This window comes from Kiloniella sp., assembly GCF_048259265.1.
Classification (GTDB): domain Bacteria; phylum Pseudomonadota; class Alphaproteobacteria; order Kiloniellales; family Kiloniellaceae; genus Kiloniella.
Window position 1 is genome coordinate 145,198 of record NZ_JBLXHT010000002.1, and the last position, 24,831, is coordinate 170,028.

At 44.7% G+C, this 24,831-nt stretch carries 20 protein-coding genes and 1 pseudogene; 16 read left to right on the forward strand and 5 right to left on the reverse strand.

The window, feature by feature from the left end; translation table 11 throughout:
* Positions 1-12 precede the first annotated feature (12 nt).
* Positions 13-1,110 carry a carbohydrate kinase family protein gene (locus ACN0QW_RS03875; protein WP_417428945.1) on the forward strand — a complete coding sequence of 366 codons (1,098 nt, stop codon included), beginning with the start codon at positions 13-15 and terminating at the stop codon, positions 1,108-1,110.
* Positions 1,111-1,131: 21 nt separating this feature from the next.
* Here the strand turns inward: ACN0QW_RS03875 and ACN0QW_RS03880 are convergent, their stop codons facing one another.
* Positions 1,132-1,422 carry a CDGSH iron-sulfur domain-containing protein gene (locus tag ACN0QW_RS03880; protein WP_417428947.1) on the reverse strand — a complete coding sequence of 97 codons (291 nt, stop codon included), beginning with the start codon at positions 1,420-1,422 and terminating at the stop codon, positions 1,132-1,134.
* Between the two features lie 566 nt (positions 1,423-1,988).
* Between ACN0QW_RS03880 and ACN0QW_RS03885 the strand changes: the two genes are divergently transcribed.
* From ACN0QW_RS03885 to mnmC, 3 genes are all read left to right on the forward strand, one after another.
* Positions 1,989-2,846 carry an OmpA family protein gene (locus ACN0QW_RS03885; RefSeq protein WP_417428949.1) on the forward strand — a complete coding sequence of 286 codons (858 nt, stop codon included), beginning with the start codon at positions 1,989-1,991 and terminating at the stop codon, positions 2,844-2,846.
* Positions 2,847-2,989: 143 nt separating this feature from the next.
* A complete protein-coding gene (locus ACN0QW_RS03890) occupies positions 2,990-5,032 on the forward strand; it encodes an AsmA family protein (RefSeq protein WP_417428951.1) in 2,043 nt (680 codons plus the stop codon).
* A gap of 127 nt (positions 5,033-5,159) precedes the next feature.
* Entirely contained in the window at positions 5,160-7,169 is a 2,010-nt protein-coding gene (mnmC, locus tag ACN0QW_RS03895) for a bifunctional tRNA (5-methylaminomethyl-2-thiouridine)(34)-methyltransferase MnmD/FAD-dependent 5-carboxymethylaminomethyl-2-thiouridine(34) oxidoreductase MnmC (protein ID WP_417428953.1), read from the forward strand.
* A 37-nt stretch (positions 7,170-7,206) separates the two neighbouring features.
* Here mnmC and hutC read toward each other — a convergent pair whose 3' ends face one another.
* Together hutC and folE are read right to left on the reverse strand one after the other, a co-directional pair.
* Entirely contained in the window at positions 7,207-7,929 is a 723-nt protein-coding gene (gene hutC, locus ACN0QW_RS03900; protein WP_417428955.1) for a histidine utilization repressor, read from the reverse strand.
* 462 nt (positions 7,930-8,391) lie between these two features.
* Positions 8,392-9,003 (reverse strand): GTP cyclohydrolase I FolE, encoded by a 612-nt coding sequence (gene folE, locus ACN0QW_RS03905; RefSeq protein WP_299378931.1) that lies wholly within the window; start codon positions 9,001-9,003, stop codon positions 8,392-8,394.
* A 153-nt stretch (positions 9,004-9,156) separates the two neighbouring features.
* Here folE and hisI point away from each other — a divergent pair.
* Positions 9,157-9,527: pseudogene (hisI, locus tag ACN0QW_RS03910) on the forward strand (phosphoribosyl-AMP cyclohydrolase).
* 109 nt (positions 9,528-9,636) lie between these two features.
* On the opposite strand, the gene hutH reads toward hisI, so the two are convergent.
* Positions 9,637-11,175 (reverse strand): histidine ammonia-lyase, encoded by a 1,539-nt coding sequence (gene hutH / locus ACN0QW_RS03915; protein ID WP_417428957.1) that lies wholly within the window; start codon positions 11,173-11,175, stop codon positions 9,637-9,639.
* The gene (hutU, locus tag ACN0QW_RS03920) at positions 11,172-12,836 is read right to left on the reverse strand and encodes a urocanate hydratase (RefSeq protein ID WP_417428959.1); all 1,665 of its coding nucleotides are present in this window, start codon (positions 12,834-12,836) and stop codon (positions 11,172-11,174) included. Before hutU ends, hutH begins: the two co-directional genes overlap by 4 nt.
* A gap of 160 nt (positions 12,837-12,996) precedes the next feature.
* Here hutU and ACN0QW_RS03925 point away from each other — a divergent pair, with 160 nt between their 5' ends.
* The 11 genes from ACN0QW_RS03925 to ACN0QW_RS03975 all read left to right on the forward strand — a co-directional run bounded on the left by ACN0QW_RS03925 (position 12,997) and on the right by ACN0QW_RS03975 (position 24,587).
* Entirely contained in the window at positions 12,997-14,085 is a 1,089-nt protein-coding gene (locus tag ACN0QW_RS03925; RefSeq protein ID WP_417428961.1) for an aminoglycoside phosphotransferase family protein, read from the forward strand.
* Positions 14,086-14,167: 82 nt separating this feature from the next.
* Positions 14,168-15,016, forward strand: coding sequence for a pyridoxal kinase (gene pdxY / locus ACN0QW_RS03930; protein WP_417428963.1), 849 nt, complete (start codon positions 14,168-14,170; stop codon positions 15,014-15,016).
* Positions 15,017-15,353: 337 nt separating this feature from the next.
* The gene (gene cysG / locus ACN0QW_RS03935) at positions 15,354-16,805 is read left to right on the forward strand and encodes a siroheme synthase CysG (RefSeq protein WP_417428965.1); all 1,452 of its coding nucleotides are present in this window, start codon (positions 15,354-15,356) and stop codon (positions 16,803-16,805) included.
* A gap of 28 nt (positions 16,806-16,833) precedes the next feature.
* Positions 16,834-17,163, forward strand: coding sequence for a DUF2849 domain-containing protein (locus tag ACN0QW_RS03940; RefSeq protein WP_417428966.1), 330 nt, complete (start codon positions 16,834-16,836; stop codon positions 17,161-17,163).
* A gap of 4 nt (positions 17,164-17,167) precedes the next feature.
* Complete coding sequence (locus tag ACN0QW_RS03945) at positions 17,168-18,820, forward strand: nitrite/sulfite reductase (RefSeq protein ID WP_417428968.1); 1,653 nt, start codon at positions 17,168-17,170, stop codon at positions 18,818-18,820.
* Positions 18,813-19,583: a phosphoadenylyl-sulfate reductase gene (locus ACN0QW_RS03950; RefSeq protein WP_417428970.1), complete on the forward strand. Its 771-nt coding sequence runs from the start codon at positions 18,813-18,815 to the stop codon at positions 19,581-19,583. Before ACN0QW_RS03945 ends, ACN0QW_RS03950 begins: the two co-directional genes overlap by 8 nt.
* A 108-nt stretch (positions 19,584-19,691) precedes the next feature.
* The gene (locus ACN0QW_RS03955) at positions 19,692-20,225 is read left to right on the forward strand and encodes a DUF934 domain-containing protein (protein ID WP_417428972.1); all 534 of its coding nucleotides are present in this window, start codon (positions 19,692-19,694) and stop codon (positions 20,223-20,225) included.
* A gap of 48 nt (positions 20,226-20,273) precedes the next feature.
* A complete protein-coding gene (gene fdxA / locus ACN0QW_RS03960) occupies positions 20,274-20,630 on the forward strand; it encodes a ferredoxin FdxA (RefSeq protein WP_417428974.1) in 357 nt (118 codons plus the stop codon).
* A 174-nt stretch (positions 20,631-20,804) separates the two neighbouring features.
* Positions 20,805-21,116: a hypothetical protein gene (locus ACN0QW_RS03965; RefSeq protein ID WP_417428976.1), complete on the forward strand. Its 312-nt coding sequence runs from the start codon at positions 20,805-20,807 to the stop codon at positions 21,114-21,116.
* 65 nt (positions 21,117-21,181) lie between these two features.
* Positions 21,182-23,698 (forward strand): ATP-dependent helicase HrpB, encoded by a 2,517-nt coding sequence (gene hrpB, locus ACN0QW_RS03970; protein ID WP_417428978.1) that lies wholly within the window; start codon positions 21,182-21,184, stop codon positions 23,696-23,698.
* A 127-nt stretch (positions 23,699-23,825) separates the two neighbouring features.
* A complete protein-coding gene (locus ACN0QW_RS03975; RefSeq protein ID WP_417428980.1) occupies positions 23,826-24,587 on the forward strand; it encodes a DeoR/GlpR family DNA-binding transcription regulator in 762 nt (253 codons plus the stop codon).
* The last annotated feature ends 244 nt before the right edge of the window (positions 24,588-24,831 follow it).

Sequence of the window (24,831 nt, forward strand, 5' to 3'; positions counted from 1 at the left end):
AGGACGGGTATAATGAAGGCACTGACACTGGGTGGGGCTACTGTCGATATTATCGCATCAGTATCTGACGATGAAATCGAACGTATGACAATGCACAACGCAATCACAAATTTTTTGCTTTTGGAAGAAGGCAAAAAAGTGGATGCAGAGAACATTGAAACTCACACCGGTGGCGGTGCTATCAACGCATCTGTATCTATGGCGCAATTGGGCATAGATGTTTCCTGTGTTGTGAAATTGGCTGATGACATCGAAGGCCAGATGGTTCTGAAGCGTTTGAAAGAAAAATCAATTGGTAGCCAATGGGTTTTATCTAATGCTGATTTGCCTACAGGCTGTGCGGTTATGGTTTCTTCGCATGTCAGAAACCCAACGATTTTTGTTGCGCGTGGGGCCAACACGTTACTCACTCCCGATGAAATCAAGCCTGAAATGTTCGAAGGTATCGAGCTTACATACGTAACGGGCTTGAGTGGAGCTTCAGCGGACTGCTTTCCAAAGATTGTAAAATTGGCGAAGGCCGCAGGAAGTCTTGTTGTTGCCAACCCTGGAATTCGCCAACTCTCTTCGAGAACTCAATCATTTTGGAACTCGTTGCAGTATATTGACGTTTTAGTTATGAACGAGGTCGAAGCTGGGCAGTTGGTTCCATTTGTCTCGGCGAAATCAGAGATTGATGCGATCCATCCTTGTGCTTACTCCGATGATAAAAAACTTCCTGAGTTATTAAAAAAAGGCGTTGGCGTTTCTGGTACAATGATGGGCCTCCGCGAATTTACCAAGATAATTAACAGTCTTGGACCAGAGAGATTGTTGGTCACGAATGGCAAAGAAGGTGCTTATTTAGGGACAAATGAGCAAATTATGTTCTGTCCGGCGCAAAAAGCAAAAGTTATGGGGACAGCGGGTGCAGGGGATTCCTTTGCCTCAACATTTGCGTCTTTTATCGGTCTTGGTAAAGAGGAAGAGTTAGCGCTGAAAGCTGCTTCTATTAATTCTGCTTCGGTTGTTTCTGTTATGGATACGCAATCAGGCTTGCTTACTCAAGAGGAACTTTTGTCTGGTATTCAAAAGGCTGATTGGCAAAAGTATGAGAGTTATAATCTTTAGAGGTGAGTATTAATCCTTTATTCAAAGCAGGTGCTTGTGATTGCCGTCGCAAAAAGGTTTGTTCGAACTATGTTTACATTGGCATAGGAAGTATTGTTTTGATTTGTCGGCTTTAAATGATAAAGGCTGAAAATTGGTTCCCTTATGGCTACCATCGCAAAAAGGCTGTTTTTTAGATCGCCCACAAGCACACCAAAAGTAAGTTTTCCCTTCCTCTAGCTGGATAATGCATGGTGTGGTGTCAGCTATTTGAGGTGTTTCCATTTTTATTTCTCCTGACCTTTTTCCGATCTTCTTGGGACACAATATCATATTTGATTGTTTTTGTTGTTATCTTTATAGCCTCAGGGTTTAGCGGGTGTAAATTCTTGCTCTCAAAGAAAGAAGATAATGAAAGTGTCATAGAAGAGTGATATGCTTTTTCTGGCAAGGCGTAATAATTTATGAGAGATCTAGGACCTGCAAAACTCTAATTAGAACAACGTTATACAGGTACGTAATTTTACCAAGATGTGTTTTTATTTTAGGTCTGTATTCTTCTTAACAAGACATTAAACAAACAATGTTTTTAATTACCTCAGGTTGATGTTTTGTTTGTTCTATTCTAGTGTCAACCTGATTTTGGGAGAAGATTTGACAGCGACAAGTATTGATTCCTTTTGGTATCTATCTGATTTTGTGTTACTTTCTTTGTGTTAATAATGAGGCTGGGAATGTGGTCTCTAGTATTTACAAAAAAGAAGCGGTAATATGTTCACTCTTATTTGTGCAAATATCATACAGTTAAGTTTGGATTGTTCTAAATAATTTAGTACCTGAATTAGTTTGTTGTTTGTCTCGTTTTTTTATGAATATCTAAACCTTCAAGGGAGAATATCATGCGGGGTTTAAAGTTTGCTTTGTTGGCCGGTGTTGCGGCTGTATCTTTATCTGCTTGTGCTGATCGTTATCAAATGGCCAGCGATGCAGAGCCTTCAGGCTCCTCTTTTACAAGAGAGCTATATAAAGGTTACGTAGGCCTTTCTGGTGATGAGAAATCCGAACAGGATTGGGGTGATTCCGACCTGTTTGCAAATAAAGCATTGGCCTCTGCGGATGGTAAAGTTGTTGCTCCTGAAGAGGTAGCAAACTGGGATCTTGGCGCAGAGTTTGTTGATGATCTTTCTTCTGCACATGACCGTCTTGCTTCTGCTTTGGCAAATGGCGCTGGTAACGTAGCGCCTACATCCGCTGCAAACGCACAGGTTATGTTCGATTGCTGGATCCAAGAGCAAGAAGAGAATATTCAGCCTGACCATATCGCTGCATGTCGTGACGGTTTCTTAGCTGCAATGGCTAAAGTTGATGCAGCAATGGCACCTAAAGCCAAGGCTCCAGCTCCTGCACCAGCGCCAGCTCCTGCACCAGCGCCTTATGCAGTTTACTTTGATTTCGACTCTGATGTGCTGACTGTTGATGCACAGGCAGAAGTCTCTGTGATCGTTGCAGCTGTGAAGAAACATTCACCCTCAAAAGTGATTGTTGCTGGTCACACTGATACAGCTGGTTCTTCTGAATACAACCAGAACCTAGCTAACAGACGTGCCGCTGCTGTTGTAAGTGCACTTGAAAGCCACGGTGTTGCTGCTTCTATCGTTCAAAGCCAAGGTGTTGGCGAGAATGCTCCTGCGGTTGACACAGGTGATGGCATTTCTGAATTCAGAAACCGTCGTGTTATTGTGACACTCGTGAAGTAATTCACATGTCTGGCTAATCTATGCCAGAATCAAAAGGCGGTACTGGCTTAATGCGGGTACCGCCTTATTGTTATTCGTCTATATCCTTCAATAATCGTGTCATTTGCATGATTTTTATTAAATCGTGTAATGGAGACTAAAAAATGAAAAAAATACTCTTATCAATCGGCGGCTTAATTCTTTTGGTCATTGCTGTTCTATTGGTTGCCCCCTTCTTTATTTCTCTTGAAGATTATAAGCCTGAAATTGCAGCAAAAGCGAAAGAGGCGACGGGACGCGATTTAAAAATTGGAGGGAAAATTTCTCTCAGCCTATTCCCGACTGTTGCCGTTGAAGTTAACGATGTTGCCTTGGCAAACTATGAACAAGGACAGAGTAAAGACATGGTAACTCTTGAGCAGATGGCGCTCGAGTTACAGGTCATGCCGTTGTTATCTAGTGAAGTTGTTATTGATCGCTTTGTACTTGTGAAGCCTGTTATTAACCTTGAAGTTGACAAAAACGGGAAACCAAACTGGGAACTTGAGGGAGCTCAAGATCCAGCAAGTGATACCGCAGCGGCTGAAAGCTCTGAAGTTTCAGAAGGTGGAAGCAGTACTAGCCTAAGTGGACTATCTCTAGGCGATGTTCGTATTCAGGATGGTGAATTGCACTTCACAGACCTCTCTTCAGGAACAAAAGAAGATATTGAGGCGTTAAACCTTGAAATTTCTCTGGATGCCTTGAGCAAACCTTTGTCTGTGGATGGTCGTTTGGACTGGAAAGCAGAAACGATTAATTTAAAAGCAGATATTGCTAACCTTGAAAGCCTGATGAACGGTGCAAGTACAGCTCTTGAAGCATCTGTTAGTTCATCCCCGGTAAACTTTAGCTTCAATGGAACAGCGCAACAGGCAAGTGCTTTTGCTCTTGCTGGCGCTCTTGATCTTGATGTTCCATCTGTTAAAGGTTTGACCGATTGGGTCGGTGCACCGATTGAGCGTCAAAATGAAGAAACCTTTGGTCAATTGTCCGTGAAAGGGCAACTTGATCTAAACGGTTCTGTGGTTGCGTTTGATGATGTATCTCTTGCATTTGATGCGCTGACTGCTCAGGGTGCGTTGAAAATTGATAGTTCTGGTGCTGTACCAAATATAGTTGCCGCACTTTCTACGGGGGTTCTGGATATTACGCCTTACCTACCGCCAGAAACAGCAGCTACGGATGATGCGTCTACTGGAAACACATCTGGTGAAGCTGCAACGGCGCAGAGTGCAAGTGCTGATCAGGGGTGGGATGATACGCCAATTGATTTCTCTGGGCTGAAATCTGTGAATGCTGATCTAGCCCTTAAATCCGAGGGTGTAAAAATCCGCAAGATTACAATTGGTGTCAGTGAGCTTGGTATCCTACTTCAAGGTGGCAAGTTAACCGCAGACTTGAAACAACTTGCGCTCTATGATGGTCAAGCCCGTGGTAAAGTTGTTTTGGATAGCTCAAAAGCAACGCCGACAACTGCAATTAATTTTGATCTTTCCGGTGTTCAGGCTGAACCACTGTTGTCTGATAGTGCAGATTTCGAAAAACTTTTGGGAACTCTTAGTTCCAAAGCAAACCTGACGACACAGGGGGCTTCTCAGAAAGCGATGGTTTCTAATCTCAACGGAACCGGAGATTTCATTTTTCAGGACGGGGCCGTCAAGGGCGTGAATATTCCTGGCTTGATCCGCAATGTTTCTTTGGATGCTTTGCAAAATTCCTTTGATGAAGCTCAGTCTACTGACTTTGCTGAACTATCTGGTAGCTATACAATTCAGCAAGGTGTTGTGAATAACCAGGACTTGAGCATGGTTGCACCTTTGTTCCGTCTTTCTGGTAAAGGCACAGTTCCAATGCCGCCCAAAACATTGAATTATCGTGTCGAACCTAAACTTGTCGGTGATCTCGAAGGGCAAGGTGGCGATAGTGGTGCCAAAGGGCTTGCTGTACCGTTAATGATTACGGGCACGTGGAGTAACCCTAAAGTTGCTCCAGATCTTGCAGGGGCCTTGACTGACCAACTGAAAGATCCATCCGCTCTTATCGAAGGTGTTACGAGTGGCGAAGGGGGAGTAAAATTACCTCTTGGCGATGGTGATGCTGCCGGCGGTGTCGATGAAGTTATTGAAAAGCCAAAAGATGCTTTGAAAAAGCTTTTTGGTAACTAAGTTTTTATTTCGTAAAAAAGAGCCAGCTACTAACCAAAGTAGCTGGCTTTTTCTATTTCTGACGACAGTACTTTTCTTTAAGATCCCAAAAAGCTAAAAGTCATGAACTCTTTTAACGGTTTTTTGAATGACTGAATTTAGTACAGCCGAACTGGAATGGCGGGATAATCTTGTTCCGGTATCTAGCAAACATGATGATGTGTATTATTCCCTTTCTAATGGATTAGCGGAAAGCGCGTTTGTTTTTCTAAATGCTGTTGGTGGGAGTGAACTTTGGAAGAATCAACAGAATACAGTTATTGGTGAAACAGGGTTCGGAACGGGATTAAATTTCTTAGTTACTTGGAAAGAGTGGAAAAAAACTTCTCGACCAGATCAGCATCTAACTTTTGTTTCTGTTGAAGGTTTTCCCCTTAGCCGTACTCAGCTGCAAAAATCGTTGAAGCCTTGGGATGAGCTTGGAGAAAATCGTGATGAGCTTATTAAGGCTTACCCAGATCTTAGCCCTGGTTTTCACACGCTGGAGTTTGAACGAGATAATGTTACGCTCATTCTTCTCTTTGGCGACGTTAGGGAAGTTCTAACGTGTTTTTCGGGGCAGGCTGATGCCTGGTTTTTGGATGGTTTTGCTCCTAAGAAAAATCCCGACATGTGGAATGCAGAGGTTTATGAATTGCTGGCGGCGAAATCCAAATCGGGTACAAAGTTGGCCAGCTTTACAGCGGCTGGACATGTTCGCCGTGGATTAGAAGATGCTGGTTTTAAGATTGATAGACGCAAAGGGTACGCTTTTAAACGAGAACGCATCGTTGGGGTATTCTCGCCTGATAAAGTTGATGAGGATAAAAGAAGATTTTATCCCGGATCGCTACCTTGGTTTGATATCCCTAAAGTACAAAGCAAACCTAAAAAAGTAGCCGTTGTTGGCGCTGGAATTGTCGGGAATTGTCTGGCCTATAGCCTGTCACGTGCAGGTGTCGATGTTACTTTGATTGATAAGGCATCTTCTATTGCCGAAGGGGCGTCAGGAAACCCGGCTGCGGTATTTGAACCTAAGTTGATGCGTAGCGGTACTGTATTGGGGCAGTATTTAGCATCTTGTTATCTCTACGCTTTGAGATTTTATCGGAAACTGGAAGAACAGACAGGGCAGGAAATCTGGCATCATCAGTGCGGATCTTTGGATCTTATTGGCGATAACAAAGAGCTTCAACGCCGACAGTCTTTTGTGGCCTCGAACGTTCTACCACAGGATCATTTTTGTATTGTTGATGCGAATCGTGCTTCTGAGATCGCTGGTATTAATCTGATATCGCCGGGTGTCTGGTATCCCTACGCGGGATGCCTCAATACGACTGCTCTTGCAATGGCCTTAACCCGTGGGATTGATTTCAGGCTCGATTGTGAAGTGACATTACTTGAGCCGTTTACAGATCAAGGACAGCGTAAATGGAAGCTCTCAATGTCGGAATCTGGCGAGGATCTTGAGTTTGATAGCGTTGTTCTTGCCAACGCATTTAATGTTAGGAATTTCGCACAATCTGAAAGCTTGTCAGTGATTATGAACCGAGGACAAGTCAGTACTTGCCCGCCGAACAAGGTCAGTGCAAATTTAAAGACCATTGTTAATGGTAGCGGATATATTACACCCGCTATCAAAGGGCAGCACGTCTTTGGTGCCACTTTTGAGCGGCTCTATTGTTACGATGAAGCTAAAGACAGGTCTGTTACAGCAGAGCGCCATGATCATAACTTGTTGCTTCTTAATGAAATTGTTCCCGAAATTTCAGCACAAATAGATCCGCTAGATCTAGGGGGGCGGACATCCGTTCGGGGAACAACCTTTGATCGGTTGCCGCTTGTCGGTCCTGTCTATCAGGAACAGCAATATCGTCATGATTATGTTGGGCTGAAAAATGGGCAGAAAAGTAAGCTTTCATGGCCACGGGGTGAGTATTACGAAAACCTGTTTTGTGCTGTTGGTTTTGGGTCTCGTGGGTTTTTGACGGCACCTTTGATGGCAAATTATTTGGTGAAATTGATATGTGGCTGTGATGCCCTGCCGATTTCTACGGATATTAGAGATGCAATACATCCTGCCCGATTTTTGATGAGAGATATCAAAAAAGGTTTGTGACTTACAAATTAGTGAAAGCTGCTACGTTAAAGGATCTCTATCCTTGAAATGTCCCACCCAGACTATATCGATCCCCGGGGTGGATGAGTTTGGCATAGGTAACTGCTTTCCCCTCGGACCAGGTGCGTCTTCTTAATAACAAGCAAGGCGTAGTTTCGGAAATTTGCAGTAACTCAGCCTGGTTTTCCTCTGGAGAAATGGCAAAAATAGTATGTTCGGCATTATCTAACGGAGCGACTTTCACCAGATAATCATAGGGAGTGATATCCCTAAAATCCTGATTTAGATAATCGGGAGCTGCCGCAGGATTTATATAGCGATCTTCCAGCTGAATAGGTGTCCCGTTTTCCATGTGAAGAATAACAGAATGGTAAACTGGGGAATTTAATTCCAGATTCATCACACCCGCAACGTTTGCAGAAGCTTGTTCTTGTGTAAGTAGGATAACATCGTTGCTATATTGGCTATTACGAGATCTAACTTCCTCAGCAATGCTTTTTATTGCAAGTACTGCCGATTGGGGGCGGGGTTCCGCAACAAAGGTTCCTGCACCTTGAACACGCATCAACCATCCGTCTGTGGTGAGTTCCCGTAAAGCCCGGTGAATTGTCATACGTGACATATTCTGGCTTTGGGTTAGTTCGTTTTCTGACGGTATTTGAAATCCTGGTTGCCACTGGCCAGATTGAATATGATTGATAATGTACTCTTTTACCTTTTGGTAAAGAGGTACTTTCTTATCGCAGCTGTCGGCATCCATTATATGTCCCCGCACGCTTTAAGCGTTATTGATCGTTTCTTGTTATTATTAATAATAAAACTATAGATGCATGGTTTTACAGCATATTTCCAGTCGAAACTTACTATTCAACCGGAAATACACTGTATTTGTGTCAACAAGTTGCTTCAATTTGGAACTTTAAAAGAGCAATTTATCATTATAATCAAAGCTAGGCAGGGAATCAGGGCTGGAAATCCTATTGAACGTTTCGCCCAAAACCAAATCATCTGTAGCTTCCAGATCATCGGTAAAATAACGGCCCTGCGCAAATGAAGGTCACATCTTCTGTTGCCTTGCCATAGCTCTGTTTAATAAAAGATAGGTTTAGGAGGCACACATCTGGTGGGGTGTGAATTTTAATTCCTCCGGATGCACGCAGTCATTGAGGCTGCCACAGAATTGCTACTCTTATGTAGAATAGAATCTTTGCCAATAAAGTTTCTAAATTTTAGTTATTAGGTTCATAAACTCAGCACGCGTACGGGGGTCTTTACGGAATAGGCCAAGCATTCGGCTAGTGACCGTACTGGTTTCAGTCTTATGTATACCACGTGTTGTCATACATTGATGTCCGGCATCAATGACAACTGCAACACCTTTAGGTTTAAGTACACGCTCGAGTGTGTCAGCAATCTGGGCTGTAAGAGTTTCTTGGGTTTGAAGGCGTTTCGCATAAACATCAACTAAACGAGCTAGTTTGCTGATGCCGACCACACGCTTATCAGGGATATAGGCAATATGTGCCTTACCAAGTATCGGCACGATATGGTGCTCACAATGTGATTCCAACCGCACGTTTTTTATGATGACCATTTCATCATAGCCTTCAACTTCCTCAAATGTTCTGGCAAGGATCTCATCTGGATTCATTTCATAACCCGCAAAAAATTCCTTATATGCATTTACGACGCGTTTAGGGGTATCAATTAGCCCCTCACGATCAGGGTTGTCACCTGCCCATGAAATGAGTGTTTTTACGGCTTGCATAGCCTCCTCACGACTAGGAGTTTGTCGAGTTTCTGAGAGGCTCTTGGTTTTTGCTTCTTTTGTCATATGTCTTTTTGCCATTGATTAAGTTGTGTAATGTTATAACGTACTGTTATTGAGTTAATCGAAGGCTGGCAACCAAAAACTAGTAACCGAGCTGTCCAAATATAGAAAATTCTACCTTTAGTTTGAGATGAATTATAAATACAAGGTCGTGGCATGGGTGCTGATATTGCAAAATTAATTAACTATAACGATGCAGGGCTGGTTCCTGCGATTGCGCAACAGCATGATACTGGTGAGGTGCTAATGCTTGCTTGGATGAATTATGATGCTATCCATGAAACTCTGGAAACTAACCGGGTATGTTACTGGTCGCGCTCTCGTAGAAAGCTTTGGCGTAAGGGGAAACCTCGGGCAATTGTCAAAAATTAATCGAGTTCCGTTTTGATTGTGACGAAGACACGGTTTTGATGTTGGTTGATCAAACCGGGCCAGCTTGTCACACAGGTCGGCCAAATTGTTTTTATTATGCTGTTAAAGATAGAGAAGTTTCTATTATCAGTCAGCCGCTTGAGAAAAATAAATGAATGTATCATTACAGTAAAATAAATAGCCAACCCAATCATAGCTCCCTAGAAGGGAGCTATGAATATTTAAGGGTAATATTTTGCCAAACGTAGCAGAAAAAATGATCGTTTATTTCTTCTCTAGGCTTGGTAGGAAGTCTGCTTTAGAGATTTTGTTAAAGGTTCCGTCCCAAACTAAACTTTCTGCAGTTTCCAGATCATCGGCAAAATAACGGTCCTGTTCGAAAAAGGCGACGTCTTTGCGCAATCTTTCCATAACAGTTTCAAGTGTTGGTGATGTCTTTAGTGGCTTGAGAAAGTCAATGCCTTGGGCTGCTGATAAAAGCTCGACAGCCAAAACACCCGACGTATTTTTTGCCATATCAGAAAGACGTCTCGCGGCAAAGGTTGCCATGGAAACATGATCTTCCTGATTGGCTGATGTTGGTAGGCTATCCACACAGGCCGGGTGAGCGAGGGATTTATTCTCGGACGCTAAGGCTGCTGCGGTAACCTGTGCGATCATGAAGCCAGAGTTAAGGCCGCTTCCCGCAACAAGGAAGGGTGGCAATCCTGACATTGAGCTGTCCATCAAGAGAGCAATCCGGCGTTCAGACAGAGCGCCCATTTCCGAAATGGCAAGAGCGAGAACGTCAGATGCCATGGCCACAGGCTCAGCATGGAAGTTGCCGCCTGATAGGATGTCGCCCTCTTTTGTGAAGACCAGTGGATTATCAGACACGGCATTGGCTTCGCGTTCGAAAATGCTAGCTGCAAAACGCATATGGTCCAAACAGGCACCAAGAACTTGGGGTTGGCAGCGAAGAGAATATGGATCTTGAACCTTTGAACAGTCTGCGTGGCTGTCTTTGATCGGGCTACCATCCAGAACGGTTCTGAAAACAGATGCGATGTCTGCTTGTCCAATTTGACCCCGCGCTTCTTGAATACGGGGATCAAAGGGAACATGTGATCCTTTGGCCGCTTCAACACTCATTGCACCAATAAGTGTGCTGGCATTCATCAGGTTTTCTGCTCTGAACAGGCCAACAAGGGCTAGGGCTGTCGAAACTTGAGTTCCGTTCAACAGGGCGAGGCCTTCTTTGGGCCCAAGAACCATTGGCTTTAACCCAATGCGCTCCAGACCTTTCTTGGCAGGCATAATCTCGCCTTTATAACGGGCTTTTCCTGCACCGATTATCAAAGCGGACATATGGGCGAGCGGAGCCAAATCGCCAGAGGCACCAACGGATCCTTTTGATGGAATACAAGGGTAAAGGCCTTCATTGTAGAAGGTGATCAGGTAATCAAGAACTTCCTGTCTGATACCTGAGAACCCTTGGGCTAGTGATGTGACCTTGAGTGCAAGAATAAGGCGAACAACTTCATCATCAAGCAATGGACCCATACCCGTCGCGTGGGACAAGACAAGGTTGCTCTGTAACTCTTCCAGCTGCTCGTCATCAATGCGTGTTGAGGCAAGGCGTCCAAAACCGGTATTGATGCCATAAACGGTTCTGCCGTCTCTTAATACATCGCGAACCGTTTCGGTCGAAGCTGCAATTTGCTCTTTGCAGGCTGGATCCAGTTCAATCTTTACATCATCAAATGTAAGGGCGCGAAGAGTAGAGAGTGTTAGTTGACGAGGTGTCAGGGCTAGTGATTTCATTTATCTGACTCCATAGGAAGGTCGAGATTGTTATCCCGAGCACATTTTTTAGCAATTTCATATCCGGCATCTGCATGACGCATAACACCTGTCGCGGGATCATTCCAGAGAACACGGCCTAAGCGTTTGTCTGCGGCTTCTGTACCATCAGCACAGATAACCACACCAGAGTGTTGCGAGAAGCCCATACCAACACCGCCACCGTGATGTAAGGATACCCATGTCGCGCCACCCGCAGTGTTTAGAAGCGCGTTAAGTAAAGGCCAGTCTGACACAGCATCAGATCCGTCCATCATGCTTTCTGTTTCACGGTTTGGGCTTGCAACAGACCCTGAATCAAGATGATCACGCCCGATAACAACGGGTGCTTTAAGCTCGCCATTGCGGACCATTTCGTTAAAGGCGAGGCCAAGTTTATGACGTTGCCCTAGTCCAACCCAGCAAATACGGGATGGAAGCCCTTGGAAGTGGATACGTTCACGCGCCATATCCAGCCAGTTGTGTAGATGTGGATCATCCGGAATAAGTTCTTTGACCTTTTGATCCGTTTTATAGATGTCCTCTGGGTCACCGGAAAGTGCAGCCCAACGGAAGGGGCCTATACCGCGACAGAAGAGGGGGCGAATATAGGCTGGAACAAAACCCGGGAAATCGAAGGCATTTTCCACGCCTTCTTCTAGGGCCATCTGACGGATATTATTACCGTAGTCAACTGTCGGGATGCCCTGTGCATGGAAATCGAGCATCGCCTGAACTTGGACAGCCATGGATTTCTTTGCTGCAGTTGTTGTGCCTTTGGGATCTTTTTGAGATCGTTCGACATACTCACCCCAGGTCCAACCTTGTGGAAGGTATCCGTTAAGGGGATCGTGTGCTGAGGTTTGATCGGTTACGATATCAGGGCGTACACCGCGTTTGACGAGTTCCGGGAAGATATCAGCAGCATTGCCAAGTAAGCCAACAGAGATTGCTTTTTTGTTGGCAACGGCATCATTTATAATGTTAAGCGCGTCATCAAGGTCAGTGCACTTTTTATCCAGATAACCCGTACGGATACGCATATCAATACGGTCTTCCTGACACTCAACGGCCAGCATAGAGGCGCCGGCCATTGTTGCGGAAAGCGGTTGGGCGCCGCCCATGCCACCAAGGCCACCTGTTAATATCCAGCGGCCAGAAAGATCGCCGTTATAGTGCTGACGTCCTGCTTCGACAAAAGTTTCATAGGTGCCCTGAACAATACCCTGGCTGCCGATATAGATCCATGATCCAGCGGTCATTTGGCCGTACATCATCAGGCCAGCTTTATCCAGTTTGTTAAAGTGTTCCCAGTTCGCCCAGTTTGGAACAAGGTTGGAGTTGGCAATCAGAACGCGAGGGGCATCCGAATGCGTTGGGAAAATGCCAACGGGTTTACCGGATTGTACAAGAAGCGTTTGATCGTCTTTGAGTTTCTTCAAACTCTCGACAATTTTATCGTAACATTCCCAGTTTCGTGCCGCGCGGCCAATCCCGCCATAAACAACCAATTCCTCTGGGTGTTCGGCGACATCCGGATCGAGGTTATTCATCAACATTCTAAGCGGTGCTTCACTCAACCAGCTTTCGCATGAAAGTTCTGGGCCGTGTGGCGCGCGGATTGTGCGTGTGTTCTTTTTCATTTTTCCAACTTTCCAACTCAGGAATATGTATATACAAAATAACTTGTCTATACATCTTGTCAATATCCAGAATGTTACATCTTCTGTTTTTCCTTTTCTCTTTCGGATATAAGGTGAAAAGCTATTGAGAATACATGCGTTTTGTTAAATGGAGCTATTGGTGAGCATTATCCCCGATCAAAGAGAGCAGCAGAGAATCGCTTTTATAAAAAACGCCGGTTGGGAAGGTGCTGCTGTTGAGGCTTTACCTGTTGATGCCTCTGCGCGGTGTTACTTCAGGTTGTCCAAGGGCGATGAGACAAAGATCGTTATGGATGCGCCGCCGGGTATTGCTGAACCTGTTGCCGTGTTTGCAAAGGTTGGGCGGCATTTATTATCCTGTGGTGTTTCGACCCCTGTTATCCATCGAGAAGACATTGAAAACGGTTTTCTGTTGCTGGAAGATTTTGGCGATAATACCTACGCAAAACTTTTGAATGCAGGATGGGATGAAGAAAAGCTCTATGAGCTTGCTGTTGATGTGTTGGTTACAATGCATTCATCTGAAAAGTTAGCTCAAATCGATATGCCGCCTTATGACCTAACCTTTTTGATAAAGGAGGCACTTATTATGGCGGATTGGTATGTGCCAAGCATAAAAGGTGAAGCTCTGTCTCTTGAGGCGCGGCAGGCCTATGTGTCGGCTTGGTGTCAGGTTTTTAAATCGCTTCCTTTGCTACCAACGACTTTGGTTCTGCGGGATTTCCATATTGATAATCTTATGATTTTAAATGGGCGCGAAGGTGTTGCATCATGTGGTCTATTGGATTTTCAGACGGCTGTACTTGGTGTTGCGCCTTATGATCTGATGTCTCTGGTTGAAGATGCTCGTCGTGATATTGATGACAGGTTAAGAACAAGGATGATCAATCGTTATCTCAAGGCGATGGAAATTGATCGTGATAGTGACGCGGGAGATGCCTTTATGTCGTGGTACTATGCTCTTTCTGCGCAGCGCCATGCCAAGGTACTTGGATTGTTTACGCGTCTCTACTCGCGAGATCAAAAGGATGCTTATCTAAAGCATATAAAGCGTGTGAGTGGTTTAATGAGCATTTCTTTGCAGAATAGTATTCTGGGGCCTGTAAAGAGCTGGTTCGATAAATACTTTCCGGATTATGTCGTTGAATTAGAGGCTGAAACTATTGATCAACAAAAGGTTATCAAATTAGCTATTCTAACGGAAGACTTTCCTGTTTCGCTGTCTTAAATAATTTTTGTCTTAAGGGCTTTTGAAGAAGATCTTTTAGCAAGGCATGTCATGCCTGAGGAATTCGTGTAGGGGAAAAGCTATGCCATCAATTATCTCTGCCCAATCCCATGTTTGTTATGGGCATGTTGGGAATTCTGCGGCGGCATTTCCGATGCAGAAGCTTGGAGTATCTGTGCATTCAGTTCCAACGACAATTTTATCCAACCATCCAGCGCACTCTAGCTTTTATGGACAGGCGATAGAGAGTGACCTTTTGCGGGGCCTGTTCTCCGGACTGGAAGAGCGTGGCGCTTTTCATGGAAGTGCAGGATTTCAGAGCGGTTACCTTGCAACACTGGACAATGGGCATGTTATTGAGAAAGCCGTAAAGCGGTTTAAAGTATGTAACCCTAAGGGAATATATTGTCTTGATCCTGTTATGGGGGACGTCGGAAAAGGTTTTTTTGTCCAGGCGGGAATACCAGAATTAATTGCACAAAAATTGTTGCCCCTTGCTGATATTATCACACCAAATAAATTTGAGTTTGATGCTCTTACCGCAACAAGTTGCCAGAGCCATAATGATATGGTTGCCGCTGCGCGCAAGCTGATGGGAGATTTCAATCTACGTTGTGTGGTGATTACGTCTGCTGATTTTGGTGAAAAAGAAACAACACATACACTTGTCGTTCGTCGAGAAGATGCAACGTTATACACTACACCATTTTTACAAAATGGCCCTTCGGGAGCGGGTGATCTGTTTACAGGAATGTTCATAGCAAGAATACTCATGGGGCAAAATGAAATGGAAGCCGCCGACTTATCTTTGAATGCTGTATATTCCATAATAAAGCACACTGTGACATCTAATCTAAAAGAACTGGATGTAATCACACACCAGAAGTGTATTATTGATTTGATGCGAGTAACTACACGAAATAAAGTGTGAATATAAAATTTATTTCTCTCCTGTATTTATCTTTTTCCCGACGAGAAATGTGAAAAATCCTTTTCTTGTATGGTAAATTTATTCGTTATTGAAATCGTTTAATTTTCCTAGTGTATTGTATTTATTGTAGAAATTTAAATATTCTTTAAAATGGATTTTATGTTCAATAATTGGTGTTTATTGTTAAAATCAAATAAAACATATTTTTTGTGTTAAATAATAAAAAATTTCATTTTTACTTGTAATTTTTTCAAAACATGTCATCTATTCACTGTGAGTTAATGTGATTGAGAAAATAATTTCTCGTAATTATGTGTGAAATAAGTGTGAGGGTGTCATGGATCACTTTCCGATTTTCCTGTCTCTTAAGGGGCAGAAAGTTGTTTTGGTTGGCGGCGGCGACTTAGCTGCAAGAAAACTGCGTTTGCTTCGTAAAGCTGATGCTGCGGTAACTGTGATCGCACCTTCACTCTGTACCGAGATCGAAGAGCTGGTTGCGCAGGCTGAGGTTGTTCATCTGGGGCGTAAATTTCTGAATGAAGACGTTACAGGTGCAAGTCTTGTTTTTGCGGCAACTGATATCGAAGAAATTGATGCAGCGGTTGCGAAAGCTGCACGAGCACTGGGCATTAAGGTTAATGCCGTTGATCGCCCGGAACTGTCAGATTTCATTATGCCTGCGATTGTTGATCGCTCGCCGATTGTTATTGGTATTTCAAGTGGTGGTTCTGCGCCAATTCTTGCACGTAATCTTCGCGAGAAAATTGAAGGGATGTTACCCCCAGCGCTCGGACGTCTTGCCTCTTTCGCGGACAGTTTTCGCGGGGCGGTAAAGGGAACCATTTCTAACGGTAATGATCGTAGAAAGTTTTGGGAAAATTTCTTTGATGGCCCCATCGCTGAGTCTGTTCTGTCTGGGCGTGAAGTTTCTGCCCGCGAGAGTATGCTTGGGCTGATTAACCGGAACTGGAAACAGGAAAATGCAGAGGGTCATGTTGCCATCGTTGGTGCGGGCCCAGGTGATCCGGATCTTCTTACCTTTCGCGCCATGAGATTTATGCAACAGGCTGATGTTGTTGTGTATGACCGATTGATCAGTGATGAAATTCTCGACTATGTGCGCCGCGATGCAGATCGTATTTATGTGGGCAAAGAACCGGGGCATCACAGCCATACCCAGGACGAGATTAATAACATTCTTGTGCGTGAAGCACGTAAGGGACTGCGTGTTGTTCGTCTGAAGGGCGGCGATCCATTTGTTTTTGGTCGTGGTGGTGAAGAAATGGATGTACTGCAATCTGCAGGGATTGAAGTTGATGTTGTTCCGGGGATTACGGCTGCGGTTGGTTGCGCAGCAGCATCGGGCATACCGCTGACCCATCGTGAACACGCATCGATGGTCACTTTTGTGACTGGGCAGACGGGGGATGATATGACCGCCGCTGATTGGTCAAGCTTGATCAACAGTCGCCAAACATTGGTCTTCTATATGGGGCTAAAGAATGCTGGGCAAATATCTGATCGCTTGATTAAACACGGCCAGGATCCAAAGACACCAATTGCGATCATCGAGAATGGTACGCGTATCGATCAAAGGGTTCTTCCCGGACAGCTTTTTGATGCTGCTGAGATGGTTAAGCGACATCAGGTGACTGGTCCTTCACTGATCGTTATCGGATCAGTTGCGGCCTATGCCGATACATCAGATTTACAGCAGATTACGACTGCTGCGATGGAAAATACAAATACGGCTTCCTTTTTGAATGAAGTCGCCGTTGCCGCGCAATAAGTGGCACGTTTTGGAGAGAGTAAAGAATATGTCATTGCAAATTATGACTGCGAACAGACTGCTTGGTGGTGGTGTTGTTTATTTTGGTGAAGATGCAGAATGGACAGATCATTTTTCATCTGCAAAGGCCGTTGAAGATAAAGATGGCGAAGCATTGTTGTTGGCCGAGGCTGAAAAAGCAGAAGCGAACCAGATTATAGTTGGTCCTTACCTGATTAAAGTGGGGCGCAATGAATCTGGTCTTCAGCCACTTTCAGTCAAGGAAGGTATTCGGGCAAAAGGCCCAACCGTTGAGTATGGTCATAATACTCCGGCGAATTCATCGGGGTCAGTTTCATCCGGGTCAGTTAAGGAATAACGCAATGTATCGCTATGATGAATTTGACTATGATTTTGTTCAACAACGTGTTGCTCAGTTTGGGGATCAGGTAGAACGCCGTATCGAAGGCGATTTGACCGAAGATCAATTTAAACCATTACGTTTGATGAATGGTCTCTATCTGCAACTACACGCCTATATGCTCCGTGTTGCTATTCCTTATGGGACTTTCAATTCAGTGCAGATGCGTAAACTGGCCCATATTGCCCGTAAATATGACCGAGGCTATGGCCACTTTACGACGCGTCAGAACATACAATATAATTGGCCAGTGCTTAAGGATGTTCCTGCTATTCTCAAGGAACTTGCCGAAGTTGAGATGCATGCGATCCAGACCAGTGGTAACTGCATAAGAAACACAACGTCTGACCAGTATGCTGGTGCTGCAGCCGACGAGATTGAAGATCCGCGGGTTTACTGCGAAATCATTCGCCAGTGGTCTTCTCTACATCCAGAGTTCACCTTCTTGCCCCGTAAGTTCAAGGTCGCTGTGACGGGGGCAACAACTGACCGTGCTGCCATTCGTGTTCACGATATTGGCTTGGCGATTGTTAAGAACGATGAAGGTGAAGTTGGCTTTGAAGTTCACGTTGGTGGTGGTCAGGGACGTACACCAATGATTGGTAAGGTCGTTCGTGAATTCCTGCCTAAGGAACATCTGTTATCTTATCTTGAAGCCATTTTGCGCGTGTATAACCAGATTGGTCGTCGCGATAACAAATACAAAGCCCGGATCAAAATCTTGGTGCATGAAACGGGTATTGATGAAATCCGTCGTCTGGTCGAAGAAGAATGGAACCGGATCAAAGATACTGCGTTGAACTTACCGTTGGAAGAAGTTGATCGTATTAACGATTACTTTGCGCCACCAACTTTTGAAACGCTTGATGCGACATCCCGTTCGTTCGAAGTAAAACGCTTTGAAGATCGCGGTTTTGCAACTTGGGTGCGTGCGAACGTTATTGCGCATAAGAAGCCTGGCTATGCCATTGCGAATATTTCGTTGAAACCCGAAGGGGAAGCGCCGGGCGATATCACGGATGATCAGATGGAAGTTGTTGCTGATCTGGCAGAGAAATACAGCTTTGATGAAATTCGGGCGACACATGAACAAAACCTTGTTTTGCCACATGTGAAGCTTGACGATCTTTATGATGTTTTCCTTGGTTTACGGGAAGCGGGATTGGCAACAGGAAATCTTGGCTTGATTTCTGATATGATTGTTTGCCCCGGTCTTGATTATTGTGCCCTTGCAAATGCCCGCTCAATCCCGGTTGCTCAGGCCATTAGCAAGCGTTTTGCTGATATCGAGCGCCAGTATGATATTGGTGAACTAAAGCTAAAGATTTCTGGGTGTATCAATGCCTGTGGTCACCACCACGTCGGTCATATCGGTATTTTGGGTGTCGATCGTAAAGGTGAAGAGTATTACCAGATTACGCTGGGTGGAAACGCGAACGAAAATGCTGCGATCGGCAAAATTATCGGGCCATCATTTGCCTATGATAAAATTGTCGATGCGGTTGAGACCGTAGTGAACACCTACTTGGAAATCCGTGACAGTGCCGAGGAAAGTTTCCTTGATGCTTATAATCGGGTTGGCATGGCTCCGTTCAAGGAAAGACTTTATGCTTAAGGCATCGACCTTGTTACCAAAAGAAGGAAGCGCACGAGAGCGTATGGAAACGACAAAATCCCGCGCAGCAGAATTGCTGGACAGCGTTCGGAATTTGTCGACTCATGATGCCCTTGTCCGACTCATTGAAGATGAATTTAAAGGTCGCGTTGCTCTTGTTTCTTCTTTTGGGACAGAGTCAGCCATCCTTTTGCATCTTGTTGCTCAGGTTAATCCAAACACACCTGTCATCTTTATGGATACAGGGAAATTATTTGGTGAAACGCATAGGTATCGGCGTCAACTGACCGAGTTTTTGGGTCTTACTGATGTACGTCAGATCTTGCCCGATGAAGCAAAGCTGTCTGAAAAAGATCCCAAGAGTATCCTTTGGAATCAAGACACAGATATGTGTTGTTGGGTGCGCAAGGTCGAGCCTATGAACCGTGCGCTTGATGATCTCGACGCTTGGATTTCCGGGCGTAAGAGGTTCCAGTCTGTAACACGTGCCAAGTTGGAGCTTGTTGAAGCAGAAGGTTCGCGAATTAAAATCAACCCGCTTGCCTATTGGGAGCGTGATGAGATTACGGCTTATTTCAACAAGCATAACCTGCCGCGTCACCCGCTAGAAGCTGAGGGGTATCCATCAGTAGGCTGTATGCCGTGTACGGATAAGGTTGAGGCAGGCGCAGACCCAAGAAGCGGACGTTGGAAAAATCAGGATAAGACCGAGTGTGGTATTCACTTTCTTGATACAGGTGCCGCAAGGAATACGACCGCATAAGCAAGCCAGCTTTTGTTGATTAAAGTTTAACCTAGCCATCGCTAGCATAAAGTCCTTAGAAGTTTTTAGGACGTACTAGTCAGGCAGATTGAAAGAAAAGAGAGTAAAATGCCGCTCATAAGAGATGGACGTCAGATTGCTGATAAATGGACCAAGCTGGATAACGAAGCTGAAGTTCCTGCCGCAGATTCTATCATCGTGTCACTTGATCGCTGGAACAGTGAAAAAGAGACTTTGGTCGATCTTGGTCTAGAACTTGGTGTGTTTCTAGAGAGCAATGAGTCGCCTGAGTTGATCGAGGATGATTTAAATAAACTCTCTTTGGTTGCCTTGAACTTCCCGGCCTTTGGCGATGGCAGAGCCTATTCCTATGCACGTATTCTAAAAGAGCGTTATGGGTTTGAAGGGGAGGTCAGAGCTATAGGTGATGTACTGTATGATCAGATCCAGCTTATGCAACGCTGTGGCTTTGATACGCTTGAGATCAAAAGTGATGCGACGCTTCGTTCTTTGAACCGGAATAAGTCTGCCGATGTGAATGTGTTTTACCAACCTACTGTGGATGGTGAAGTAACGGCGTCTTCATTACGTAAGCGTTTGATCGAAAGCCACCAAGAACTGGGCTACAATAAAGCATCTTAATTTTATTGTTCAGTCATTTTGACAATGGGCTGATTACTGGAGTGCGTTATGACTTATGTCGTTGCGGATAATTGCATTAAGTGCAAGTACATGGATTGTGTAGAAGTTTGTCCTGTAGATTGTTTCTACGAAGGGGAAAACACGCTGGTCATCCACCCTGATGAATGCATTGATTGCGGTGTTTGTGAACCGGAATGTCCCGCAGAAGCGATTTTGCCTGATACAGATCCAGAAGCTGAAAAATGGCTGGAAATGAATACCAAGTACGCGGAGATCTGGCCAAATATCACTGAGCAGGGACAACCCCCTTCTGATGCAGATGAATTCAACGGATTGCCTGGGAAATACGAGAAATTTTTCAACCCTAATCCCGGTGGGCAGGAAGCAGAAAAAAAAGCTGGTTAATTGCACCGCTGATGATTGTAGAAGGGCATCCATTCGGGTGCCCTTTTTTCATTATGGATATAGGGGGCGAAATCTGGGTGTTATCGGTTCCTTTACCATTCTGGGATATCAAGAAAAGGATAGCCGTACGAAATGTGTGGTTTCCTTTTGTCCAGAAGCCACGGAAATCTTGATATGCTAGGTATTTTAAAAAAAATGTATCTCCCGCTGATTATGGGTGGGGTATTGTGGTCTGGCCCCGTTCTTGCTGAGTGCCAAAAGCCAAGTTATGACCCTCCAAAATGCACAAAACAGTATATTGAAATTCAGTTTTTAGACGCTAAAGATTTTGAAAAATGCAAAAGAGAAGTGACATACTTTCTTGAGAGCTTGGATATTTGGTCCAAATGTATTGAAAATGAAGCGCGTTTAAAGGGGGATGAGGCTATCAAGCTCTTTAATTGTAAGGTCAATGGAACAGCTAATTGTCTTGAGACCTCTGGGTAGAGGGCATAATCCTTTTCTTGTCTAAGTTCTAGATATCTCAGAGATAGTAATGATATAAGCCTGTTATGACTGGCTTACCCATAGATTCCGTTCTTCCACAAGTTGCGCAAAAACTTGCTGAAAAAAACTCGCTTGTGCTTCAAGCCCCCCCTGGTGCCGGTAAGACAACAGGTGTTCCTTTGCACCTTCTCCATTCAGATTGGCTTGGTGATAAAAAAATTATCATGCTTGAACCTCGGCGTCTTGCGGCGCGAGCTGCTGCGACCAGAATGGCAGAGCTTTTGGGTGAGGGTATTGGCAATACAGTTGGTTATCGTATCCGACTGGAAAAGAAAGTGAGCGCCAGAACAAGGATTGAGGTTGTCACAGAGGGTATCTTAACTCGAATGCTACAAAACGATCCTGAGCTATCTGGTGTCGGGTTGGTTATCTTTGATGAGTTTCATGAGCGTAGTTTACAGGTAGACTTGGGACTTGCGCTTTGTCTCGAGGTTCAGGCAGCACTTCGAGATGATCTTCGGCTTCTTGTTATGTCTGCGACGCTGGATGGTCAGACAGTTTCTCGCCTGATGGATGATGCGCCAATTGTCACAAGCGAAGGTCGGAGTTTCCCTGTTGATATAAATTACGGACGAGAAACTCAGCGCAAGAATATTCCGTTTGATGTGGCTGACAAGATAGAAGGGGTTCTTCAGGAAGAGGAAGGAAGTATCCTTGCTTTCCTGCCCGGTGTTGGGGAAATAAAACGGGTAGAAAACCTTTTGTTATCAAAGAAAACGACGGCAGACGTCGAGGTTTATCCTCTCTATGGTGATTTACCTATGGCGAAACAACGAAAAGCAATCGAACCTGTCGAGGGGGGGCAACGGAAAGTTGTTTTGGCGACCTCTATTGCCGAGACAAGCTTAACCATTGAGGGCATCAGAATAATAATAGACTGTGGTTTTCGGCGTAGTCCGAGGTTTGATCCTTCATCGGGTTTAACGAGGTTGGAAACTATTCGTGTCTCAAGAGCGTCAGCTGATCAGAGAGCTGGTCGTGCTGGGCGGTTGGAACCGGGGATTTGTTACCGTTTGTGGCCGGAATCCCAAAATGGCGGGTTAGTGTCACAGGATCGCCCTGAGATTCAAGAAGCTGATCTTTGTTCGCTTGTGCTTGAATTGCTGAACTGGGGGACTACAAATCCTGAAGAGTTAAATTGGTGCACAGTACCTCCAAAATCATCTTGGAATCAGGCGCTGGAACTGCTCCGATCTTTAGGTGCTATTGACCAGACTGATCATATTACAGATCACGGTAAAAAAATGTCCCGACTTCCTGTTCATCCTCGGCTTGCGCACATGCTTGTCAGAGGGAAGGAGGAGGGCGCAGGTTGGCTTGGTTGCCTTATGGCGGCGTTGTTAACTGAAAGGGATATCTTACAAGATGGATCGACCAAAACGCAGACTGATCTTTTGGTTCGGATTGATGCTTTCACACGAAAGTCGATGGATAGAGGTTTCAAATTTGATTCTTATCGTTTGAAACAGGTTAAACGCACCGCAGAACAATATGCCAGAGCGTTGGGTGTGAAGCCGGGCACAGCTATTGATACAGAGTATGCCGGAGGTTTGGCTTCTCTTGCCTATCCTGACCGCATTGGAAAGCTCCGCAAAAATGCAGTGGGTCGCTTTAAACTCTCTGGCGGTAAGGGGGCCGAGCTGGATGAGTTAGACCCCTTGGCGTCAAAATCTTATCTTGTGATGACAAATATTGGAGGTGCAGGGGGCTCAGCGCGAGTCTATCAGGCTATTGAGGTGTATGATAGTCAAATTCGGAAGTTTCATGCTGAAAGCATCGTGTCCGAAGATCGGGTGAGACTGGATGATTTAAAAGGTGTTTTTCTGGGGGAAAAGGTTGAGCGTTGTGGCGAAGTTATTCTCAAGGAAACACGCGTTAAGGAACCTGATCAGGACGCAATCAAACAGGAAATTCTGACGTTAGTTAGGGGGAAAGGCTTGACGATCCTTGACCCAGGTGCTGACTTTGAACATCTGTGCTGTCGGGTTATCTCTGCTGGGATGCTGGCAGAGAAGGTTGATTGGCCTGATTTTTCTACAGCTGGGTTGATCTCTAGTGTTGAGACTTGGCTGTTGCCTTATCTTGATGATGTCACGACACTGAAGGCATTACAGGCACTGGATCTTAAAAGTATTCTACTTTCATTTCTGGATTGGGATAAGCGACAGTTTTTGGATGAAAACTTCCCAAGCCGGATTGAGCTCCCGACCGGGAATACAGCCAGAATCAACTATAGTGATTCAATGTTGCCTGTTCTTGAAGTCAGGCTTCAAGAGCTTTTTGGTTTATCCGTAACGCCATCAATCTTTGGTGGTCGTATTCTTTTGCGTCTCCATTTGTTATCCCCTGCGCGACGTCCGTTACAAGTTACCAGCGATTTAGCCGGTTTTTGGGCCAATACCTATCACGATGTGAAAAAGGATATGAAGGGACGCTATCCGCGACATTACTGGCCTGATGATCCCTTGATTGCAGAGCCAACATCAAAAACCAAAAAGAACATGAATAAAACACGTCGTTAGGAGGTCGTGTTCCTCGAGTGTGTTTTCTTTGATACGGGGTGGTTAAAGCTTGGGTAATTTCCGGAATTTGATTTTTAGTGTGAATTAACCTATTGCTTAAATCAGTTGAGAGAGGGTAGCGGGTTTCATGCATCCAACAAGAAGACAAAAAGAAATCTTGAAAGCAGTTCGGCAAAAAGGGTTGTGTACCATCCTTGAGCTTGCCAACCAATTTTCGGTATCTGACGAGACCATTCGGCGTGATGTAAAGCCAATGGTTAATGCTGGATTGGTTGAAAAGGTACATGGTGGTATTATTGTTCCTGACGAAGGGCATGAGCCTCCTTTTCAGCACAGGATGGTTGAAAACCACGAAGCCAAACAACGTATTGGTTTTGAGCTTTCAAAAATAATTCAGAGCGGCGATTCATTGATCATGGATACAGGGAGTACGACCGCTATTGCAGCACATGCGCTGCAAGAGCACTCAAATTTGCTGGTTGTGACCAATTCTGTGGAAACCGCCAGAGCACTGGCAACCCGAAACGGAAACAGAGTTTATATCGCCGGGGGAGAGTTGCGTGCCGATGACGCCGCTGCTTTTGGCCCTTCTGCAATAGCTTTTATCAAGCAATTTGACGTGAAGTATGCTGTCCTGTCACTGGGGGGGGTGGACCCAGTCAAGGGGTTGATGGTTGATCATCTGGAAGAGGCCGAGTTTTCACGTACCGTGATGGAACAGGCGCAAAAAACTATTGTTGTGGTCGATCAGAGTAAGTTCAATCGATCTCGTCTGGTTAAGGTCGCGCCTCTGGATGTAATTGATGTGCTGATCACTGATGGCGAACCTGATCCGGATTTGGCCGCCTGTTTACGAGACGCGGAAATCGAAGTGATTGTGACTGTCTGAGGCATTAAATTTTTAGTCGTAAATTATTAAAAATCATCTATCTAAAGTTTAGGCGGTTTGGATTATTCCGAACTGCCTTTTTTATTTGGCGTTGGTTAAATCCTTTAAAATCCACAATGTAGTCAGAAGGGGTTATGATTTTGGTGTAAATGTTGTTTTTGTGTTGACTTGTGATGATGTATGTTGATATTTTTGGATATTGAAAGTGTTGATGTGTCCAAAATAAATAATAAAAACTCGAAAT